This is a genomic window from Candidatus Paceibacterota bacterium (genome assembly GCA_035530615.1).
Classification (GTDB): Bacteria; Actinomycetota; Actinomycetes; order Nanopelagicales; family Nanopelagicaceae; genus QYPT01.
Window position 1 is genome coordinate 1,007,898 of record DATKUL010000002.1, and the last position, 19,292, is coordinate 1,027,189.

Here is a 19,292-nt window from a genome sequence, read left to right on the forward strand (position 1 = left end):
AGAGCCAAATGAAAACCCCATTCGTACCTTTTAAGCCTTTTCACCAACATGGCCTTTCTATACGCCTAAAAAAACTTTCAATTGCGTAACGATGTCATAACGATGCTTGACACCTAATGAAATATGGCCCTCTCTCTTCATGAATTTCACTTCTGCACCAGGAATTTTCGAGGCTAGCCAGCGCGAATGTGAATGTGGAACCATGAAATCGTCATCGCCTTGCCAGAGTTGCACAGGGACAGATATGTGATGTAAATCAAACCCCCACGGTTGCACAAATGCTAAATCATCGTCAATCCATCCATCGAAACCATGGCTCAAACCGCGACGCATCGCAGCGGCCATATCGTCAGCAAAACTCCCGTTCAATACCTCCTTATCCGCCTCCCTTATGAGCCCTCCAAAAGCCTCCCGCAAACCATCTCCATCAACATGTTGCATCGCGGCAGCATTTGCCTGCATCCACTCGCCAAGTGCTACCTCTCCCTTGAGTGCAACTCCAAACTCATCATGGTTTTCAGGTCCCATCCCCTCGAGAAAATCCAGATCACTCTGCCCGAATTGCCCAACCCCAGCCAGAGAAATCACGCCACGACATCTCGGATCCAGAGAAGTTGCAAGTGCATGCGGGCCTCCCCCTGACCATCCAATGGATACGAAGTTCTCGATTTCGAATTGATCCAGGATTTCCTTGTGATCTTTGTATGCGTCTACAACTCGACGCCCTCTGTTTCGATCGCTAAGTGAGTAGCCTGGACGGCTTACGGAAATTGTGCGGATAGATGTCGAAGCCAATTCATCATGCCAGTCGCGCCACATCGTGGCATCACCAGGGGTGCCGTGATGAAAGAGAATCGCAAATGTGGAATCGTGGTGGTTATCTAACAGATCGAGGGTGCGGCCATCCTTCAAGAGAAATTGACTCATACCAAACCCTAACTCGGCGGAATTACTTTTGCGATAGATGGTTCAATACCCACGTGAACAGTTCGGGATACTCCTTCGAGATAACGACTTCCGCGCAGGGGTTGGCGCGTGCCGGAACCATCGCGACGCCCCATGGACCTATTCAGACTCCCTGCTTTACCCCAGTAGGTACCAAAGCAACCGTGAAATCTGTTTTACCTGAATCCATGAAGGATCTGGGTGCACAAGTTCTTCTCGCCAATGCCTACCACCTCTATCTACAACCCGGCGCAGAGATCCTGGACGAAGCCGGAGGACTGGGGAAATTCATGAACTGGTCCGGCCCCACGATTACGGATAGCGGAGGGTTTCAGGTCCTCTCTCTTGGTGTTGGATTTAAAAAGATTCTGGCAATGGACGCCAAGACTTTTCGATCAGATGACGTGATCGCTCATAAGAAAGATCGCCTAGCCCACGTGGACCAAGATGGGGTGACCTTTAAGTCCCATATTGACGGCTCAATGCACCGGTTTACTCCTGAAGTTTCGATGCAGGTGCAACATCAAATTGGGGCAGACATCATCTTTGCTTTTGATGAATGCACGACCCTGCACAACACACGAAAGTATCAAGAAGCAGCGGTTGAGCGAACCTCCGCTTGGGCAATTCGGTGCCTCGATGAGCACAAGCGTCTCACCGACCTACGCGAGGATCATCCTTACCAGGCCCTATTCGGTGTCATTCAAGGTGCTCAGTACGAGGACCTGCGACGATCGGCAGCTAAAGATTTAGGTTCCATGACCTCTTCGGGAATCTCCTTCGATGGTTTTGGCATCGGCGGAGCCTTGGATAAACACGAGCTCGGAACGATTGTCTCCTGGGTCAATCAAGAACTTCCTGAAGATAAGCCAAAACATCTCTTAGGGATCGGTGCGCCGGAAGATCTTTTCGTCGGCGTTGAAAATGGAGTCGACATGTTCGACTGTGTCTTACCTTCTCGAATCGCACGAACAAGTGCGGTCTACACAATGACTGGGCGTTTCAATGTTTCCAACGCCCCCTATCGCCAACAGTTTGTTCCCATCGATGAAGAGTGCGACTGCTACACCTGTGCAAATTACACACGCGCGTATTTACATCACCTATTCCGTAGCAAAGAGATTCTCGCGGCAACACTCGCCACCATTCACAATGAACGCTTCATCATCCGATTGGTAGAGAAAATGAGGCTAGCGCTCATTGATGGGACCTTCTCAGACCTAAAGGAAGAATTCCTCGGTCGATATGCAATAAGGAACCAGTCCTCACATTAAGAATTGAGGTGGGTGCGACTTTTTCCCTATGAGATTCCAGCCTCCAACCGCCAGATCTAAAGATTCTTCGGGCCCCCAGGTGTTGGCGAAGTATGGATGCAATTTTGTCGGGGACTTCAAAACTTTATCCAGGATTTTCCATGCTTGAAGAACCGAATCAATTCGTGTAAATCTAAAGTGATCTCCATCCAACGCCGCATCTAGGAGTCGCTCGTACGCCTCTTTGCGCTCACCAAGTGCGGCTGAAAATTCAACAGTGAGTTCGACGGGGTATGTAATTAACCGTGAGCCGGGCGCCTTTGCTTGGAGAGAGATATCAACTCCGTCTCCTGCACCAAGTCGAAAACGAACAATATTCGGAAGTGGATGCGGCGCATTCGGGGACATAAAAAGGAGCCGGGGCGGTTGATTAAATTCGATGACGGCTTCCATCGTCGTCTCTGCCATTTTCTTGCCGGTTCGTAAATAGAAAGGTACTCCCGCCCAGCGCCAGTTATCTATAAATAGGCGCATTGCGACAAAGGTCTCGGTATCAGAATGATCTGCCACGCCCTGTTCATTGAGATATCCAACGTACTGGCCGCGTATGACATCCTCAGGCAGCAGTTCTCGCACTGATGAAAGAACTTTCATCTTTTCATCCTGCATCGATTTCGAGGTGAGGTCGATCGGCGGCTCCATGGCAAGCATGGAAAGCACTTGGAGGAGATGGTTTTGAAGCACATCCCTCGTTGCGCCAACTCCATCGTAGAAAGAACCCCGCCCTTCTACCCCAAAATTCTCAGAGAGAGTTATCTGAACACTTGATATGTAATTTCTGTTCCAAACCGGCTCGAAAAGAGTATTTGCAAACCGAAATACGAGAAGATCTTCCACCGCCTCTTTCCCCAAATAGTGATCAATCCGATAAATTTGATCCTCCGGCAATATCTTCTTAAGGCAATCATCTAGATTTATGGCGCTTTGTAAATCGCGTCCAAAAGGTTTTTCGACGACAACCCTCGCTGAATTTGTTATTCCTGCTTTTGCCAGGCCCTGGGATACCGTCTCGAACATGTCCGGCGCAATCGCTAATAAGATGACCGGAAGCTTGAAATCTGTCAGTTGCTTTCGAAGTAATTCAAAGGTCTCTGGACTTCTATAGTCGCCCGCTACTAGGTAAAGCTCATCCAATAATCTTTTCAGTATTTCTTCATCCACATTTTTAATTCGATCGCGGATCGCACGCTCTGCATTTGCCCGAAATTCAATTTGAGTCCACTTTGAAGACGCCACTCCAATGACTGGCATTTCCAGTTCTTTTGCTTCTTCCATCTCATACAGAGCAGGGAAAATCTTTTTTCTAGCTAAATCACCAGTCCCGCCAAATAATACGAGTGCGTCTGAACGCATTTCATGAATCCTTTTGTGGTGACTCATTGTGTCCGCCAAATTGATATCTCATCGCGCTCAATACTCGGTTAGAAAAGTCGTCATTACCGCGTGAGGCAAACCTAGAGAAGAGTGACGTTGCTAGAACTGGCGCAGGTACGCCCAATTCAATTGCAGCGTTTACTGTCCACCGCCCTTCGCCACTATCACTTACATTTGTCGAATACTCAGTGAGTGCAGGGTCCTGGTGCAGCGCCTGCGCGGTTAAGTCCAGTAGCCAAGAAGCAACCACGCTACCTCGACGCCAAACTTCCGCTATTTCTGCCACATCCAGGTCGTAAGAAGGTGTCCCGCTCTTGGACGCATCAAAAATCGCCAGACCCTCAGCAAGGGCCGCCATCATCCCGTACTCGATTCCGTTATGAATCATTTTCACGTAATGGCCCGCTCCTACTGGACCACAATGTAGATACCCCATTTCGCTGGAACTCGGCTGACCGGAGCGCCCTGCAGTCCGCGCCGCCGTCTCAACGCCAGGAGCAAGCGCTTTAAAAATCGGTTCAAGCATCTGCACAACGGCGTCTTCGCCACCAATCATCAGGCTATATCCGCGCTCAAGACCATAAACACCGCCACTCGTTCCAACATCGACGAATTTGACCCCTTGAAGCGCAAGGTGGTCAGCGATTACGAGATCGTTCCTGTAAAAACTATTACCCCCATCGATGATTGTGTCCCCAGGAGATAAATACTCCGCGATAGATTTAATCGTTGAACCTGTGACGCTCGCAGGCACCATCACCCAGATAATGCGCGGGGTCGAAAGTTTATTGGCTAAATCATGATAATCGGTGGCCCCGATTGAACCTTCTTCAACTAACTCCGCAATGAAAGCCGGATTTAGATCATAGACAACCGATGAGATGCCCTGCCCGGCGAGTCTACGAACAATATTGGCCCCCATCTTCCCGAGGCCCACCATTCCAAAATTCATTTCTAGAGACTCTGACATCCGTGATTCTCCATTTCGCTTTCTTGAATCTTACTCACTTGCAAAAGAATCACGATCTACAAAAAGAAGTGTCTCTTCTTGGCCGTGAACAAGTGTGGCAGGGATCGAGGTATCGTCGAGAAGTATCTTGGCTACCGTATCCCGCTTGTTAAAACCGGAGGCAAGGAGCCAGACCGAAGCAGATTCATTGATCTTCTCCATCGAGAACGAAACTCTCATAGGCGGCGATTTAGGAGCGTTCCTCACGGCAATAGCATCGCCGCCCTCTTTCAAAGATGAAGCACCTGGAAAAATTGAAGCAACATGACCATCGGCTCCCACTCCAAGCAACGTCAAATCCATGGCGATGCCAGCGAGGTCGAATGCATATCTCGACGCAGCCACTTCTAGACTTACGCCAGAATCAGAGGCTAGAACATGGTGTATATGAATTCCCGAATCCGATCGTAAATGCGTGAGTAGCGCATGTGCATTTCTTTCGCCATTCCCAACTTCCACAAACCGTTCATCCGACCACCAAATATGTAGCCCAAGAAACTTTTGGGGTTCTGCATTCCAGCGATCTATCAACTGTTCGGTCACCAATCCGCCAGCGATACCTCCGGTGAGCGCCAAGTGAAATTTACCCTTTACGGCAAGCGCTTCCAGAATCCGGGCTATAACTAAATCACTTACTGAAGAGATCAACTCGTCTACAGACGAGGAAATCTTCATCTCTCGATTCCCGTTCATTCCTTATCGATTTTCTTGACACCTGGGTCCGAGAAATTCGCAAGAAACTCATCGCGAGGTATTTCGTAAATGCTCTCGGGGCCATCAATCTCGTCCATCTGCTCGCCTTTGTATCCAAATCCAAAAGAATTTATTACCCGAATTGATGGAAGATTTGTCGGCGAAACCGTATAGCGCAGAATCTTGACCTCCGGAAATTGAAGAGCCCAGAGCCAAAATCCTCGCAATGCTTCTCGCGCAAATCCTTGATTTCGAAAATTCTCTTGAATCCCAAGACCAACTTCGATCATTCCGCTTGAATCAGGCGCCCCGTGAAAGCTCGTACTGCCGATTATTTCCTTACTCTCTTTCAGAACAATCCAACGAACAAACCACTTATTGAGTGATGGATCCACTCTCACCTGTGGAACTCTCCATGCGAGAGGGCCACTTTCGTCCATCAAGTGGCGATGAGGATTTGTATACGGCTTTCCTTCATAGATCACCAAGTTCTCTGGCTCTTCAAAAAGCGTAATTAAATCGTAGGCACAAATGTGGTGAAGGAGGAGGCGAGGCGTTTCAATGGCATATTGCTCAAGCGTCCAATGGTTCACGACCCCCACGATAGCCAACCGACCAGCCACGATGTTTCGAATTTGTGATGCCCAGGCGATATGGTTTTGCTCTTATGAGGCCCTCATTTCGACTTGTTCTGGCTGTTACCTCGGCTACCGCGTTTCTGGAAGTAAACAAAACTCCTAGTGCGATCAGAGCCATCCATGGGCTCCAAGAATTCTGGCCCACCCTCCCCCTCACAATTGCCGTGGATATGGAGCACTCCCCTTTAATCACGGACCTACTTGAGAAAAATCGGATTTCCCACGAATTACTTATCTGCAATCCATGCGATCCACATGCACTCGCAGCAGCACTTGCGCCGGAGAGCAAAATCTGCGAAGCCTTCATAATCCATGATGCCTCTCGACCACTTACAAGTCCCGACCAATTCTCACGAATTGTTGAGGGTTTCAGTGATTTAGTCGATGCAGTCAGACCCGCAATTGCATTTACCGAAACTTTGAAAATTATTGAATCTGATTCCATAATTAAAGAAACCTTGGATCGAACTTCGGTCAGACGAATATCGACTCCAGAACTCATCCGTACTTCAGCCATTGATTCAAACAGTCGGGACAGCGGATGGTTCCTACCCCTCAAAAAAGATGCTCGAACTGCACATGTCGAAGGAACTCCTGAGGCACTGCGAATTAACTCCGTCGGAGAGCGGGATCTACTTGAGTCATTCCTACATTGGCGCCAGACCAGCGTCTAAAAACCAATTTTATGAGTTAGCGGAAAAGCGACTTGATCTCTCGCCAGAACTTTTTTGGTTGCTGCAACACTTTTTTCGGCGTACTCCACATGACTCCCGCCGGTGACTTCCAAAATCTTCTCCAAAGTCGAGCCGGTTTTGTGGCAATCCTGTTTTCGAGATCTTTGATGTAATGAAGGCGAAGGTCCCCTGGCTCGTGTTTGACTTGGGTGTGGCAAGTCTGACAAGTACTGGAAACAATCAGCCGACCGGCATAAATAAGCGCGTGCAGAGTTTCTTGGTCACAATGCGCGCAATGCAATTCTGCATACATCACTTCATCGCTCATTCGGCATACCCCCGCATTTCAAGCACATGTTCGGCGATCACGAGATCTTGCGGATAGGTAATTTTAACATTCTGCGTCTCTCCTAGCACAGCAATATTTTCAATATCTGGGAAATATTCCTCCATGCAAGCTGCAGTATCGGTGCCCACAAAATTATCGCGGTGTGCTTGCTGGTAGGCAGACAGAAGCTCCATCGCTCTAAACCCCTGTGGGGTCTGAACGCGGACAATTTTGTTTTCACTCATAAAATCGATTTCAAAAGGGTCCACGGTGATCGCAGGAAGTGCGCCTCCGTGATGATGCGCCATCCGTGCGACCTCATCAAAGAGTAGAGCGGTAGCAAGTGGACGCGCTCCATCGTGAATCAGAACGACATTGATGCTGCCATCTAGAATTGACGGAGCCAAGTGCATCAGTGCGTTGTACTCGGAATCATGACGAGTCTGGCCGCCTTCAACAAGTTCGATCACCAAGTCAGGAGCTTCGCGTTCGAGAACTTGGTTTGCTAGTGCCGCGTCCTGCGGGCTTATTACGAGCACTGTTCGGCAACCTGGGAAACTCTTCACGGCATTGAGCAGCGAGCGCGAAATTATGCGCCGTCCACCCAGCGGCAGCCAGACCTTATTAGTTGCACTGCCAAAACGAGATCCGCTTCCTGCTGCGAGGACGATCACCGCGATTCGCATAGGTGCAAGTATTGGTGCGGCCATACGCACATCCTCTCACCTGAGTCGCCTCACTATGTCGGGAGTGCCGTATATGGCAGACTTCAAATATGTCCCTTTCTCGCTGGATTGCCCGAAAATCCTTCGATGAGGTGATGCTCAAAGCCGAGCAACTCAAGATGGCAGCTGCTGCAAAGGAGCGACGCAATTCGGGCCTGTTTACTCAAGCCCAGCAAAATCTGCGGAGAGAACTGCAACTACATGACCGTGACAAGTCCTCGGAGGCGGTCCAGACGTGTCAACATTGTCACGGTGAACAACTCTCCAGTCATACGCGAATCAAACCCTCACGATCTATGACGAGGGTGCGTATTACGCGTAGGTGAGACCCAAGTTGTCCTGCATACGGCGCAACTGAACAATCAAACTCGACTCATTGAGCTCGACCTGATCGTATGAAATAAGGTCCCCCACTTTGATCGGCTTTTGAACAATCGCGCCTTGTACAAGTCCGATGGGCACCAGATTGTCACGACGGGCATCGGAGGCGATATCAGAATATCCACGGACGGTATACCCACCAATGCCATCAATTTTATCGCCAGGATTGAGATCCTTCTTAGCCATAGTGCAGACCTCCGCCTGCAGGTGCGGCGCGAAGAGTGAAGATTCCCGATCCAGAACTGCTCGCGCAACGGAGAGAGGAGCCTCTACCGATGCCAGGTGGAACGGGCGATAAAGCGCGAAATACGGGCCAGAACCCATTCCTAAGTAGGTAAGTTCGTGATTTATATAAGGTGTGTCAGACCTAACGATAACGAACACGCCAGGTGCAACATCACCGGTGCAGTAGTCAACTACACCAGGGCGATCAAGTACTCCGCCGTCAGTTTGCAGAGCAAAAACATTCTGCAAAGTCTTGACTGTGGCCGCCGGTCCATACATGCCCCGCTTGGATAATTCCAAACCTGTTGTATTGGCTAATGCCGCCATTTCAACCATGGTTTTTGTTCCGTCCGTAAACGAACAGAGCATCTTCGGATTCATCTGCTTGGCATTAGCACGATCTTTGACGGTATCTGGGTTACTAAGCGGTTCGAAAGGATTGTTCTTGCCTTTTCCGGCAGCAACAACTTCTAATTGAAGGTCACGCGCAAAGTCGACAAGCACTTTAGCCTCCACTGGTTCGTCACCATGGCAAACCGTGTAAACAGATCCGCCAAGTAGTGCGGTCTTGTGAAGAAGTGGACCAATTGTTACGTCCATTTCAACATTAAGAACCGCGACATCCTTCTTGGCGAGAAGACTCTGGTATGTAACCCGTGCACCAATGTCTGGAACTCCAGTCGCTTCCACAACAATGTCATATGGGAGTTCGGAAATGAATTCTGTAGTCGTGGTTCCGGCAGCCTTGCCAGATAGAAGCGCATCAGTAACGACCTTCGGGTCGGTGCTAATGATGACGTCATTAATTCCGATGTCTTTAAATAATGCGTGGATCCGCGCTGGGTCAATATCAACAACGAGTGTGAGTGAAAGTCCAGGCATGCGCGCTATTTGGCAGCCAAAACCGTGCCCCATTTGCCCGGCGCCGACAAGGGCAACTCGGACATCTCTTCCTAATGTTTTTGCGTGATCTTGAAGTCGCTTTGTGTATGCCATGCTGCCAACACTCGATTCATTTTTTAGTTTTGCGCTATGACTTGAAGTCTATCCCCGACTTTTACCATCGGCAATTCTCTTGCTTCGACGTTTACGTCACCTGGCAACTCGGCTTCCGTAAGTCCGTTCGCTTTCAAATCTAGATGACCCAGATTCATAAGATTTTCACTTGCAACGGATCCGACTGCGAGCACTGTGAACAAATCATCATTAAGCGCAATCGTGTCACCAACAATCGGAGCACGTTTGTGATTATCAACTTTGTGCAAAATAGAAAATTCATGAAGTTCTTCTGGTGCGTTCTCCCCAAACCACACCAGAAGACCCTGATCCCGAAAATCAGAAACCAATGCACCCACGGCAGTTACCGTGGATGAATAGACAACTTCAGACAAGATAATTCAAACTTCTTTGATGTTGTCGGCTTTTACACCCGAGACAAATAGATCGGCAGTAATAAACATGGATAGAGGACCCGCTGGGCTCGCACCGTGAATATCCACTGTTGGAACCTTCTTCATTGGGTACACGCCGACACGCGCGGTTCCGCCACAGTCAATGACGGCAACTGCAATCTTGTCGAATGGAACACTGCTCTTAAAGCCATCGAAAGGTATTCCGCCCGTTAGTTCGGCGATCCTGGCAGCGACCGCATGGATTCCACCGCCAGTCACTGAATAGATGTAGGGACGTTCATCAGTCGGTGTAATGGTGAGCGGTCCACCCCAGCCGCCTTTGCCTGCTTCGATCCGTACGCTCTTGTATTCTGCCATTGTCGCCGACTCCTTATTCGATGATGATATGAATTTTTCAACTAAAGGTACTTGATACGTGTGCGGGGAGATCACTCCCCGCACACGTATACAAGATTTATTTGCTTGTGCTGTAGAGGCCGAAGGATGCGAAGTACGCAATCACAACCGCCAGTGGACCGGTGATAAGACGAGAGAAGAGCACGGCAGGTACACCGATTTCTACTGTCTGCGGCTCGGCTTCCCCAAGGGCCAAACCAACCGGAATAAAGTCGCAACCAACCTGTGGATTGATGGCGAAGAGAGCTGGAAGTGAGTACTGAGCAGGAATATTTCCCTTCCCAATTTCAACTCCTAGAAGGGTTCCCACGATCTGTGCGATAACTGCGCCTGGTCCAAGCAACGGAGACAGGATTGGGATCGCACAAACGATGGAGATGAGCAATAGGCCAGGAAGAGATGAAGCCGACCCCTTGATGCCCTTGGCAATCCAGTCGCCGATACCGGTGGTAAGAACCAAACCAATAATGAACGAAATGAAAGCCATGAACGGGATGATGTTTCTAATGACTGTGTCGACAGAGTCACGTCCGGCTTGGTACAGAATGCCGACTACGCCACCGACTCCACGGCCGATTTTGACGATAAGGCTTGTGAAACTTGCCATGGCTTATGCCTCTCTTTCGGCTTTGGTCATCATTCGCGCGGTAATTGCTTCCGTCACAATTCCGCGGATGAAGATAACGACCAAACCAACTAGTAGGTAACGAACGGCAAGGTCTCCTAGGCCGTATCCCAATTGCTGAATACCGGTTGCGATTCCTAGGTAAACGAAGAGTTCACCCGGATTCGCGTGCGGAAAGATTCCCAGAATTGGGTGTACAAATGAAACCGCTGAGTCGTAGAACGCTGGCTTTAAGCGCTCGGGTAAGAAACGACCCATCGTGTAAGCCATCGGGTTGGTGAGCATAAAGACCGAAACAAATGGAAGAATTATGTAACGCACTGGGTACCACTGGAATCCAGGACGTGCAGCGGCTCTTCCGAGATTTTCGATCTTCTCTACACCAATTAGTCGTACGAGAGCATTCACTGCAGTCAGAAGGACTATCAGTGTTGGAAGAATTCCCCCCATTAGGCCAAGGAGAACCTCTCCGCCTTTATTGAAGACTTTTATAAAGTCTTCAGCGGCTGTAGCCAACGTGCCCAGAAAGCCCGTTGGTTTATCAACCGTGACCGCGGCTGCGTATGCAACCAATCCACTTAATGCCACTTCACCCTCCTCAAGGATAAAGGCCGCACGAGCGGCGATTGAAAAGGTCCGGTTGGATTAATTTTCCCGGCCCATTTTTTCCCCTTGGTCCGAACGCGATAAATAATCCTTAATGTGTTGCGCGGACATAACAGCTGCTTCACGCACCTTATTAGGATCATCTACCCCCTCTCGCTTTCCCGAGAGAATGTCGTCCAGTGAGAAACCTATGTAGTTATTTAACTTGCGTGAATTAGCAAAAACTGTAAAGCCTTTGAGTACCAACCCGTCTTGCACAATTTCATTTCCATCAACCGTGAGCGCTACAAAGGCACGACCGCCGCGATATCGCCGGCCCCCCATACCAACCGCGACTGTTCCTAATTTCCGAAGTGCCGAAAGGTCTGCCTGAAAACGCTTTGCCTGCATAAAGGCCAGAGCCACCTGTGCGGCCCACATCGCGGCGATGACCAAGAGAATTCGAGTTAAGTTGGTCATGCGCTTCGGACCGCCTTTGCTGGGGTGATGAGTTTGAGGATCTCAGTTGCGCAAGCAACATCAGTGACCAGACTGTCTATGAGACCAGCGCGAGCTGCACCCAAAACTCCCAGTGCTTTCTCGCCACCAGCCGCGACCCCAATAACTAAAGGAATATCTGCGATCTCTTCCAGCGTAAGACCGACGACTCGATTGTCCATCTCAGCGCTAACCGCACGGCCCTGGCTGTCATAAAAACGCGCCGAAATATCGCCTGCATAATTCCTGGCAACCAAATTATAGAGAGTCTTGTTCAAATTAAATTGTCTGAGCACGTCTTCGCTCGACGGTGAACCGCGTGAACCAATGCCTACCAATGCAATATTTGATTCACGAGAAATCTCGAGTACTTGCGCTATAGACGATTCGTTCAGGAGTGTATTGCGCGTCTTTGAGTTACTGACTACGGCTGGTGACAGGAGAGGGACGAATTGCGCGTGTAAGTTTTGTGCCAACGTCCGTCCCAACTCTTCAGCACTGACCGAGGAAGAAATGGATGCAAGGCCTCCCATCAATTGAGTGACTCGCAAGCCAGGGACAGTCTCATTTTGGGTCTCCACTATGGTGGCCTCAACGCCTCGTCCCCAAGAAATCGCAATTGTCATATTGGGTTGTAGCGCACGTGTGAGTGCCATCGCGGCAGCCCGTCCAACGGATGTCAATGTGGTTTCTGAACGATCAGTACCTACTACCTGAACTTCACCAACGCCTAGAGCTTTCTTCAACTGGTAAGAGAGTGAGTCATGGCGAGTTATAGGTGCGACAATTTTTATCTGCACAAAACCCATTCGTTTGGCATCGGAAAGCATCCGCGAAATATTGGAACGAGACGTGCCCATGGCGCGTGCAACTTGATCCTGTGACTGCCCCTTCTCGTAATAGAGGCGTGCCACACGAAGAATTAACTCCGTGTCCCGCGGTTTCACTATCGTCACATCCGTTCAGTAGTTGAACAATAGAGTCAGTGTGCTGCCCGCCACAGCATTAAGCAAGCATTTAGCGCCGAAATGTCGGAAACTTTTTTGAGTATTTTTAACCTACAAGCCCAGAGAAACCAGAGTGGGAAGGTGTCTCCTTGCGAAATCTTTTGCATCTTTTGCATTGCGAGCGCGTAAGGCTGCACTGGCCGCCTCTCGCATTTCGAGATGGGAAAGATTGGTCATGGCGATTGCAACGTCTTCAATGGTGCTGACATTGCACGACAAAGAAGTCACCCCCAACCCGACAAGTACGGCCGCCAGAGTTGGATCCGATGCTGCTTCCCCGCACACTCCAACCGGACAATTGTTGGCACTGCCGGAAGTTGCAACCCGATGTACTGCGTTCAGCAGCGCGGGTTGCCACGGGTCATTGAAGTGGGCCAATGCCGCAGATTCTCTATCTGCAGCATGCAGATACTGTCCAAGATCATTGGTGCCAATGGACACGAAGTTAGAGACGGAGGTTATTTCATCGGCCAAGAGAACTGCAGATGGAACCTCGATCATTACGCCCGCCGTTTTGATTCCCATACTTTTTGCCAGCGCAACGAAGCTTTCGGCCTCCTCAGGCAATGTGATCATAGGAGCCATAACCCATACATCCGCTTCCGTAACTTTGATAGCGTCGGCAATGGCCTGCAGTTGCGTCGTCAATAATTCCTTGTTTATTGCAATCGTGCGGTATCCCCGCACTCCTAGCGCAGGATTTGGTTCATCCGCAAAAGTTATAAATGCCATTGGTTTGTCGGCGCCCGCATCCAGGGTCCTGATGACCACCTTCTTACCCGCAAAAGGCGTAAATGCCTTTATATAGATATCACGCTGCTCATCAAGTGTCGGCGGTGTCTGTCGATCCAAATACAGAAGTTCAGTGCGGAGAAGCCCCACACCGTCTGCTCCAGCATTGATCGCTACCTCAATATCGGAGAGACGTCCGACATTTGCATAAATCGGGATTGAGATTCCGTCAGTGGTTTCGTACCCATTGCGCCCGCGCACCGCTCTTTTAGAGCGGCGCACAGTTATAGATGCAGTCAGCGCTGCCAATTCGGTTTCCAGTTCGACGGTTGGATCGAAGGTGACCAGTCCCCTTTGGGCATCAACACCAACCTTTCCACTCGTATCTTTCTTCGCAGCCTCGACCACGCCTTTGCATGCAACAACTGCAGGGATCGCTAACGTCCGCGCAATAATCGCGGTGTGGCTTGTCGGGCCGCCTTCTTCGGTAACAATGGCCAAAATCTGACCGAGCTTCAAATCGCTGGTATCGGCGGGCGAAAGATCACGCGCAATAAGTACAAATGGATACTCGAGGTGAGGAATTTCCGGATAGCCCACACCGGAGATGACGCAGATAATCCGATCCCTTATATTTCCCACATCGCTTGCGCGTTCGGCCAGGTAGCCTCCGGCTTCAATAAGAAGTTGCGTGAAAACCTCGCTCGCTTCCCACATTGCATATGCGGCTCCATACCCTTTGTCGATCAAGGATTCAGCTGTAGATAGCAGGGCGCTGTCCTGGGCGATCTCGCTAGATGCCTCCAAGATTTCCTGCGCTTCGCCACTCGTTCTAGCCGCACGACTGGCTAATTCATCAGAAATTGTCTTCACTGCATGGTGCAAATTCTCGCGCTCTTGCACGGGAGTCAGCGTCGATTTAATTGAAGAGGGCTTTGGTAGTGCAGCAGCCATCACCTGAAATGGACCCAATGCCGCTCCCGTACTCGCGGAAATCCCTTGGAGTGCGTCCAACGTACCCTCCTCTATATGTGTCTAGTTATATCTAGATATTGAGTGTTATGGATGGGGATTTACAGCGCGTCGATGAGTTGGTCGAGCAAACTGGCCGCCTCTAAAGCATCACAGTAACGCAGGTCAACCGTGAGATTGATTTCTGATTCACCAAAAGATGCGTGCGGTGCTCCAACAGACAAGGCAGTTGTATGCGTGGGAAGTAGCATAGGAATTGCTGAAGCAATCTTTGTGTGGGAAATGTCGAAAATCGAAGTGGTCGCACCACTCAACATCTGCACGGGGACCTTGCCATCTGCTGCCTGCACTCGTGTGGTTTGAATCCACTCTTGCAAGTGGAGCCCTGGAGAAAGATCAGGGTCCCTAAAAACCGGAATCGCCAGTCCGTACTTCGATTCCATAATCAATCCCACTCCGATGAAGTCGTGAGTGGATTCATCATGTGTCGAAACATTAACGTGCGCATTATTTCTGATAATGCGTGCCCACGTGGAAACTAAATGGGCGCTGCCTTGATCCAAAGAAGACGTGGTGTGAGAGCTAAATCGCGAGAGAGTTATTTGAGGAACTCCGCGGGTTACTGAGAGGGCTTCGGCTACCTTCTTGCGGTTTGCGACTTTACGAGTCTCAATCACGGACACTGCATGTGGAGCACTCCCCGATGACTTGTTGACATCTTCATAAGTAATCGTGCCAAAAGGTCCGGTTGGGTGGACGCTCTGGAGGTTTATGCCCCGACTTTCCGCGACCGCCCGGGCTTTAGGCACAGCCATCACAGTCTTTTCAACAACCGGAATAACCTCCGGCTCTGGAACAACTACCGCCTCTAGCGGCGTCACTGCTTCTGCCACCTCAGGTACTGCAGGGGTATTGAAATCGAAACTCATCACCTGAGTATCGGTAAGCAGTACGAGCACCGGAGCCCCAACCAACATGGTTGATCCGACCTGACCAACAATCTCTTTCACAACCCCGTCCGCGGGCGACTCTACTTCCATATCAATTTTGTCAGTGGCCACATCAAAGAGAATGTCGCCGGATTTCACGGCATCACCCACATTGACTCGAATACCTAAGAGTTCGCCCTCCTCCATTGTCATGCTCATCTTCGGCATAATCACTGCGTACTCAAATTTGCTCATCTCCAGTTTGCCACCACTTCGCGGGCGGCTTTCACGATGTCTGGAATCTGCGGTACTGCGGCCTTTTCCAATTGGGGAGCATACGGAATTGGAATGTTCATTCCTGCCAACCTCGAGACTGGAGCAATGAGATGGCCAAGGGAAGGACCAGTCGCGACTCTTGCGATAACTTCATTCAAGAATCCTCCATGCTCCGGTGCTTCCTGCACAACCATGAGTCGGCCGGTTTTTTCAAGGGACGCATAAACAGGATCCATGTCCAACGGAGAGATTGTTCGTGGGTCGATGATGGTAAGGGTTACTCCATCTTTATCTAGTTCCTCTGCTGCTGCCATCGCGCGCGAAACCATAATCCCCGTTGCCACAACTGTGAGATCTTTGCCTTCTCGCAGAACCCGCGAAACGCCCAGGGGAATTCTGTAAGCCTCTTCTGGAACAGGCTCACGACCTGGAATCTTGTAGAGCAGCTTGTGCTCTAAGAAGATGACTGGGTTTGGATCATCGATTGAAGATAGGAGAAGCCCCTTCGCCTCGTATGGAGAAGATGGAATAACAACTTTCAAGCCGGGAACATTTGCGAACCATCCCTCAAGACTCTGTGAGTGTTGCGCCGCTGCACCTGTTCCCGAACCTCCGGCGGCGCGAAGCACGAGCGGAACGTGCAGTCCTCCACCGACCATGAAGTGAATCTTGGCTGCTTGATTGACTATCTGATCCATCGCTTGTGCCGTGAAATCGGAGAATTGAATCTCCACGATTGGCCGCATCCCGGAGAGTGCCGCACCAACTGCCGCTCCAACGATTCCAAGTTCAGAAATCGGAGTATCGCGGACCCGCTCACTGCCAAAACGGTGGTACAAATCGCCAGTTACGCCAAAAGCACCACCGTAGATTCCAATGTCCTCACCGAGAATAAAGACTTCAGGACGCTCTTCCATGGCGATGGACATCGCTTCACGAAGTGCCTCTGACATTGTCAGCATGCGATCGGTCATGAGTTCACCTGCTTAAACACTGCATCAAGTAAGGTCGCAGGATCTGCAGGTTTGCCCTTCGTTGCTTCATTTACCGCGGCAATAACTTGCGAGGTGGCTTGCGCGTGAACCTCTGCAATCTCGTCCTCAGTAAGGAGTCCCTTACCTCTTACGACATGTTCGAAGAAGAGAATCGGATCCTTCTTTTTCCACTCATCGATTTCCTCTTTCGTTCTGTAGAGATTCTTATCGGAGCGAGAGTGGCCTTTCCAGCGATAGGTAACAAATTCAAGAAGCGTCGGACCTTCACCCGCCTTGGCACGTTTAACTGCCGCTTCAGTCGCTTCGTAAACCGCGACCACATCATTGCCGTCAACGGTGTAACCAGGAATTCCATACCCAAGTCCACGTTCTGAAAGATGATCAATTGCGAAAGCCAACTCTGTTGACGAACTCATTCCGTATTTATTATTTTCGCAGACCAGGACTACTGGCAACTTCCAAATGGCGGCTAGATTGGCCGCTTCATGGAATGCTCCTTCATTCATTGCACCATCTCCGAAGAATGAAACTGCGATAGTTCCTTTCTTCATCATCTTCGATGCAAGTGCGGCACCGATGGCAATGGGAATTCCACCGCCCACAATTCCATTTGCCCCAAGATTCCCAGTTTCGACATCGGCGATATGCATTGACCCGCCGCGACCACCACAATATCCATTTTCTTTTCCCAGAAGTTCAGCGACCATCCGCATCAAATCGGCGCCCTTCGCGACGCAATGGCCGTGACCGCGGTGAGTTGAAGTAATTTGATCAGTAATATCAAGAGCCATACACACGCCGGTAGGCGAAGCTTCTTGGCCTATCGATAAATGCATCGTGCCGTGCATCATCCCACGACCGAAAAGATCCTCAACCGCCTCTTCCAGTTTTCTGATGCGCGACATGGTGAGAAGTGCATATCGCGCATTCACACTTGATTCGAGTGGATGGCCGGTAAGAAGTTCTAAAGTAGTCATTTTCCTACTTTCACATATGTGCGAGTGTCTGGATGGATGTGTATATTAAACACCACAACCCCTCGTTATACGATCTCTCCACTCAAAAAAGATTGGTCAATCATGGAAGAATTTCGAACCACCGTGGCATCCCCTGTGGGATTGCACGCTCGGCCCGCCTCCCTTTTCTCGCGCAGCGCGAAGGAATCCGGATGTGTCGTCCGATTGGCCAAAGTTACAGATGGAGTGATCTCTGAATTTGTCGATGGCTCTAGCATTCTGCGGGTTATGACTCTCGGAGTGAAATGCGGAGATGAAATCGTGGTGCAAGTTGAGGGTGAAAATGAAGTGGCGACAGCTGGTGCACTGCGCACACTCGCAGAGAGCGCTGCGCACTAAAAATTGACAGGCTTTTGACAGGATCAAAACCCTTAAAAAGGGAGGTGCTAGATGAGAGTGGCACCACTTAGGTCTATTCTTAAAGTAGTGAGGGCCAATAACGCAGGTCTACTCTAAAGATTGAGAGACATCGAGCCTCGATGTCGAACAAGAGAAAATAACAGAATCGAAATAGCATGAAAAAAGTAAATAAATTAAGAATTCTTACGGCAGTTGTAGCTCTGCCACTGTTGGCAATTTTCACAATTCCAGCATCAGTCTCGGCTGCCGTCCCAACCATAACTCCAGGTAGCACTACGAATTTTGCGGTCCTAGGTGGAACAACGATCACAAACACCGGTCCGACCACAATAAGTGGCTCAGCCGGCGGAGACATTGGACTCTTTCCTGGTTCTTCATTCACCGGCAGTACAACTGTCACAACGTCGGGAGTGCAGCACATTGCAGATACCATCGCAAATACTGCGCAAACGGATTTGGTGACCGCTTATGACAGTATCAGCGCGCCAACTCCCGTAATTCTTGCCTCCCCCGAATTGGCATCCAAAGTTATTACGCCAGGTACCTACTCAACGACAGAGGGGAGCCTTACCAACTCCGGCGCACTCACACTTGATGCGCAAGGCGATGCAACTGCTGTCTTTATTTTTCAGGCAGCATCAACTCTGATTACATCCGCAGGAAGCACGATGACACTCATCAATGGGGCGCAAGCCTGTAACGTTTATTGGAAAGTCGGAAGTTCGGCAACCCTCGGAACTAATTCCACATTCATTGGACGGATCTATGCTCTGACAACAATTACGGCAGAATCTGGCGCCAACATTCGCGGACAGTTATTGGCGCGGACGGGCGCGGTCAATCTCAATGCCAACGTGATTACCAATGATGCTTGCGTTGTTGCTACTCCGACTCCAACGCCTACACCAACGCCTACACCAACGGCTACAGTCACGCCGACCCCAACGCCGACTCCAACGCCGACCCCAACGCCTACACCAACGGCTACAGTCACGCCGACCCCAACGCCTACACCAGTTGCTAGTGTCACTCCAACTCCCAGACCAACCACAGTTGCTGGTGGCAAGTTGCCTAAAACCAGTTCACCTTGGTTCAATCTCTTGGCTATTTCAGGAGGAATGATTCTCCTGGGTGCATTGGGAATGAGATCAAGGAAATTGATCGGCAATAGGTAACACACTCAT

The 19,292-nt window shown here is 50.1% G+C and carries 22 protein-coding genes; 4 read left to right on the forward strand and 18 right to left on the reverse strand.

What is annotated here, in order from left to right:
- Positions 1–57 precede the first annotated feature (57 nt).
- On the reverse strand, positions 58–927 hold the full coding sequence (locus VMW30_08120; GenBank protein HUW88321.1) for an alpha/beta hydrolase: 870 nt from the start codon (positions 925–927) through the stop codon (positions 58–60).
- A gap of 53 nt (positions 928–980) precedes the next feature.
- Between VMW30_08120 and tgt the strand changes: the two genes are divergently transcribed.
- Entirely contained in the window at positions 981–2,219 is a 1,239-nt protein-coding gene (gene tgt / locus VMW30_08125) for a tRNA guanosine(34) transglycosylase Tgt (protein ID HUW88322.1), read from the forward strand.
- On the opposite strand, the gene zwf is transcribed toward tgt, so the two are convergent.
- From zwf to VMW30_08145, 4 genes are read right to left on the reverse strand one after another with little or no spacing between them, the layout of a single operon-like run.
- Positions 2,211–3,611, reverse strand: a complete 1,401-nt coding sequence (gene zwf, locus VMW30_08130; GenBank protein ID HUW88323.1) for a glucose-6-phosphate dehydrogenase — start codon at positions 3,609–3,611, stop codon at positions 2,211–2,213. The genes tgt and zwf overlap by 9 nt on opposite strands.
- Before the next feature lies 1 nt (position 3,612).
- On the reverse strand, positions 3,613–4,584 hold the full coding sequence (gene gnd / locus VMW30_08135; GenBank protein HUW88324.1) for a decarboxylating 6-phosphogluconate dehydrogenase: 972 nt from the start codon (positions 4,582–4,584) through the stop codon (positions 3,613–3,615).
- A 48-nt stretch (positions 4,585–4,632) separates the two neighbouring features.
- Positions 4,633–5,316 (reverse strand): 6-phosphogluconolactonase, encoded by a 684-nt coding sequence (gene pgl, locus VMW30_08140; protein ID HUW88325.1) that lies wholly within the window; start codon positions 5,314–5,316, stop codon positions 4,633–4,635.
- Positions 5,317–5,330: 14 nt separating this feature from the next.
- Positions 5,331–5,927, reverse strand: a complete 597-nt coding sequence (locus tag VMW30_08145) for a GNAT family N-acetyltransferase (protein ID HUW88326.1) — start codon at positions 5,925–5,927, stop codon at positions 5,331–5,333.
- 74 nt (positions 5,928–6,001) lie between these two features.
- On the opposite strand from VMW30_08145, the gene VMW30_08150 reads away from it, so the two are divergent.
- The gene (locus VMW30_08150) at positions 6,002–6,646 is read left to right on the forward strand and encodes a 2-C-methyl-D-erythritol 4-phosphate cytidylyltransferase (protein ID HUW88327.1); all 645 of its coding nucleotides are present in this window, start codon (positions 6,002–6,004) and stop codon (positions 6,644–6,646) included.
- Positions 6,647–6,662: 16 nt separating this feature from the next.
- Here VMW30_08150 and VMW30_08155 read toward each other — a convergent pair whose 3' ends face one another.
- The 13 genes from VMW30_08155 to VMW30_08215 all read right to left on the reverse strand — a co-directional run bounded on the left by VMW30_08155 (position 6,663) and on the right by VMW30_08215 (position 17,637).
- On the reverse strand, positions 6,663–6,974 hold the full coding sequence (locus VMW30_08155) for a hypothetical protein (protein HUW88328.1): 312 nt from the start codon (positions 6,972–6,974) through the stop codon (positions 6,663–6,665).
- Positions 6,971–7,684: an IspD/TarI family cytidylyltransferase gene (locus VMW30_08160; GenBank protein ID HUW88329.1), complete on the reverse strand. Its 714-nt coding sequence runs from the start codon at positions 7,682–7,684 to the stop codon at positions 6,971–6,973. Before VMW30_08160 ends, VMW30_08155 begins: the two co-directional genes overlap by 4 nt.
- Before the next feature lie 327 nt (positions 7,685–8,011).
- A complete protein-coding gene (locus tag VMW30_08165; protein ID HUW88330.1) occupies positions 8,012–9,301 on the reverse strand; it encodes an SAF domain-containing protein in 1,290 nt (429 codons plus the stop codon).
- Between the two features lie 23 nt (positions 9,302–9,324).
- Entirely contained in the window at positions 9,325–9,696 is a 372-nt protein-coding gene (locus VMW30_08170) for a PTS glucitol/sorbitol transporter subunit IIA (protein HUW88331.1), read from the reverse strand.
- 6 nt (positions 9,697–9,702) lie between these two features.
- A complete protein-coding gene (locus VMW30_08175) occupies positions 9,703–10,074 on the reverse strand; it encodes a PTS sorbitol transporter (GenBank protein HUW88332.1) in 372 nt (123 codons plus the stop codon).
- Between the two features lie 97 nt (positions 10,075–10,171).
- Positions 10,172–10,720 (reverse strand): hypothetical protein, encoded by a 549-nt coding sequence (locus VMW30_08180; GenBank protein HUW88333.1) that lies wholly within the window; start codon positions 10,718–10,720, stop codon positions 10,172–10,174.
- 3 nt (positions 10,721–10,723) lie between these two features.
- Positions 10,724–11,263 (reverse strand): PTS glucitol/sorbitol transporter subunit IIC, encoded by a 540-nt coding sequence (locus tag VMW30_08185; GenBank protein HUW88334.1) that lies wholly within the window; start codon positions 11,261–11,263, stop codon positions 10,724–10,726.
- Positions 11,264–11,383: 120 nt separating this feature from the next.
- A complete protein-coding gene (locus tag VMW30_08190) occupies positions 11,384–11,803 on the reverse strand; it encodes a transcriptional regulator GutM (protein ID HUW88335.1) in 420 nt (139 codons plus the stop codon).
- Positions 11,800–12,777: a sugar-binding domain-containing protein gene (locus VMW30_08195; protein ID HUW88336.1), complete on the reverse strand. Its 978-nt coding sequence runs from the start codon at positions 12,775–12,777 to the stop codon at positions 11,800–11,802. The genes VMW30_08190 and VMW30_08195 overlap by 4 nt, the downstream gene beginning before the upstream one ends.
- Positions 12,778–12,879: 102 nt before the next feature.
- Complete coding sequence (gene ptsP, locus VMW30_08200) at positions 12,880–14,574, reverse strand: phosphoenolpyruvate--protein phosphotransferase (protein HUW88337.1); 1,695 nt, start codon at positions 14,572–14,574, stop codon at positions 12,880–12,882.
- Between the two features lie 59 nt (positions 14,575–14,633).
- Positions 14,634–15,716, reverse strand: coding sequence for a biotin/lipoyl-containing protein (locus VMW30_08205; protein HUW88338.1), 1,083 nt, complete (start codon positions 15,714–15,716; stop codon positions 14,634–14,636).
- Positions 15,713–16,711, reverse strand: coding sequence for an alpha-ketoacid dehydrogenase subunit beta (locus VMW30_08210; GenBank protein ID HUW88339.1), 999 nt, complete (start codon positions 16,709–16,711; stop codon positions 15,713–15,715). The genes VMW30_08205 and VMW30_08210 overlap by 4 nt, the downstream gene beginning before the upstream one ends.
- Positions 16,708–17,637, reverse strand: a complete 930-nt coding sequence (locus VMW30_08215) for a thiamine pyrophosphate-dependent dehydrogenase E1 component subunit alpha (protein HUW88340.1) — start codon at positions 17,635–17,637, stop codon at positions 16,708–16,710. Before VMW30_08215 ends, VMW30_08210 begins: the two co-directional genes overlap by 4 nt.
- 174 nt (positions 17,638–17,811) lie before the next feature.
- Here VMW30_08215 and VMW30_08220 point away from each other — a divergent pair, with 174 nt between their 5' ends.
- Both VMW30_08220 and VMW30_08225 read left to right on the forward strand, forming a co-directional pair.
- Positions 17,812–18,087 (forward strand): HPr family phosphocarrier protein, encoded by a 276-nt coding sequence (locus tag VMW30_08220; GenBank protein ID HUW88341.1) that lies wholly within the window; start codon positions 17,812–17,814, stop codon positions 18,085–18,087.
- A gap of 176 nt (positions 18,088–18,263) precedes the next feature.
- Positions 18,264–19,283, forward strand: a complete 1,020-nt coding sequence (locus tag VMW30_08225) for an ice-binding family protein (GenBank protein HUW88342.1) — start codon at positions 18,264–18,266, stop codon at positions 19,281–19,283.
- The last annotated feature ends 9 nt before the right edge of the window (positions 19,284–19,292 follow it).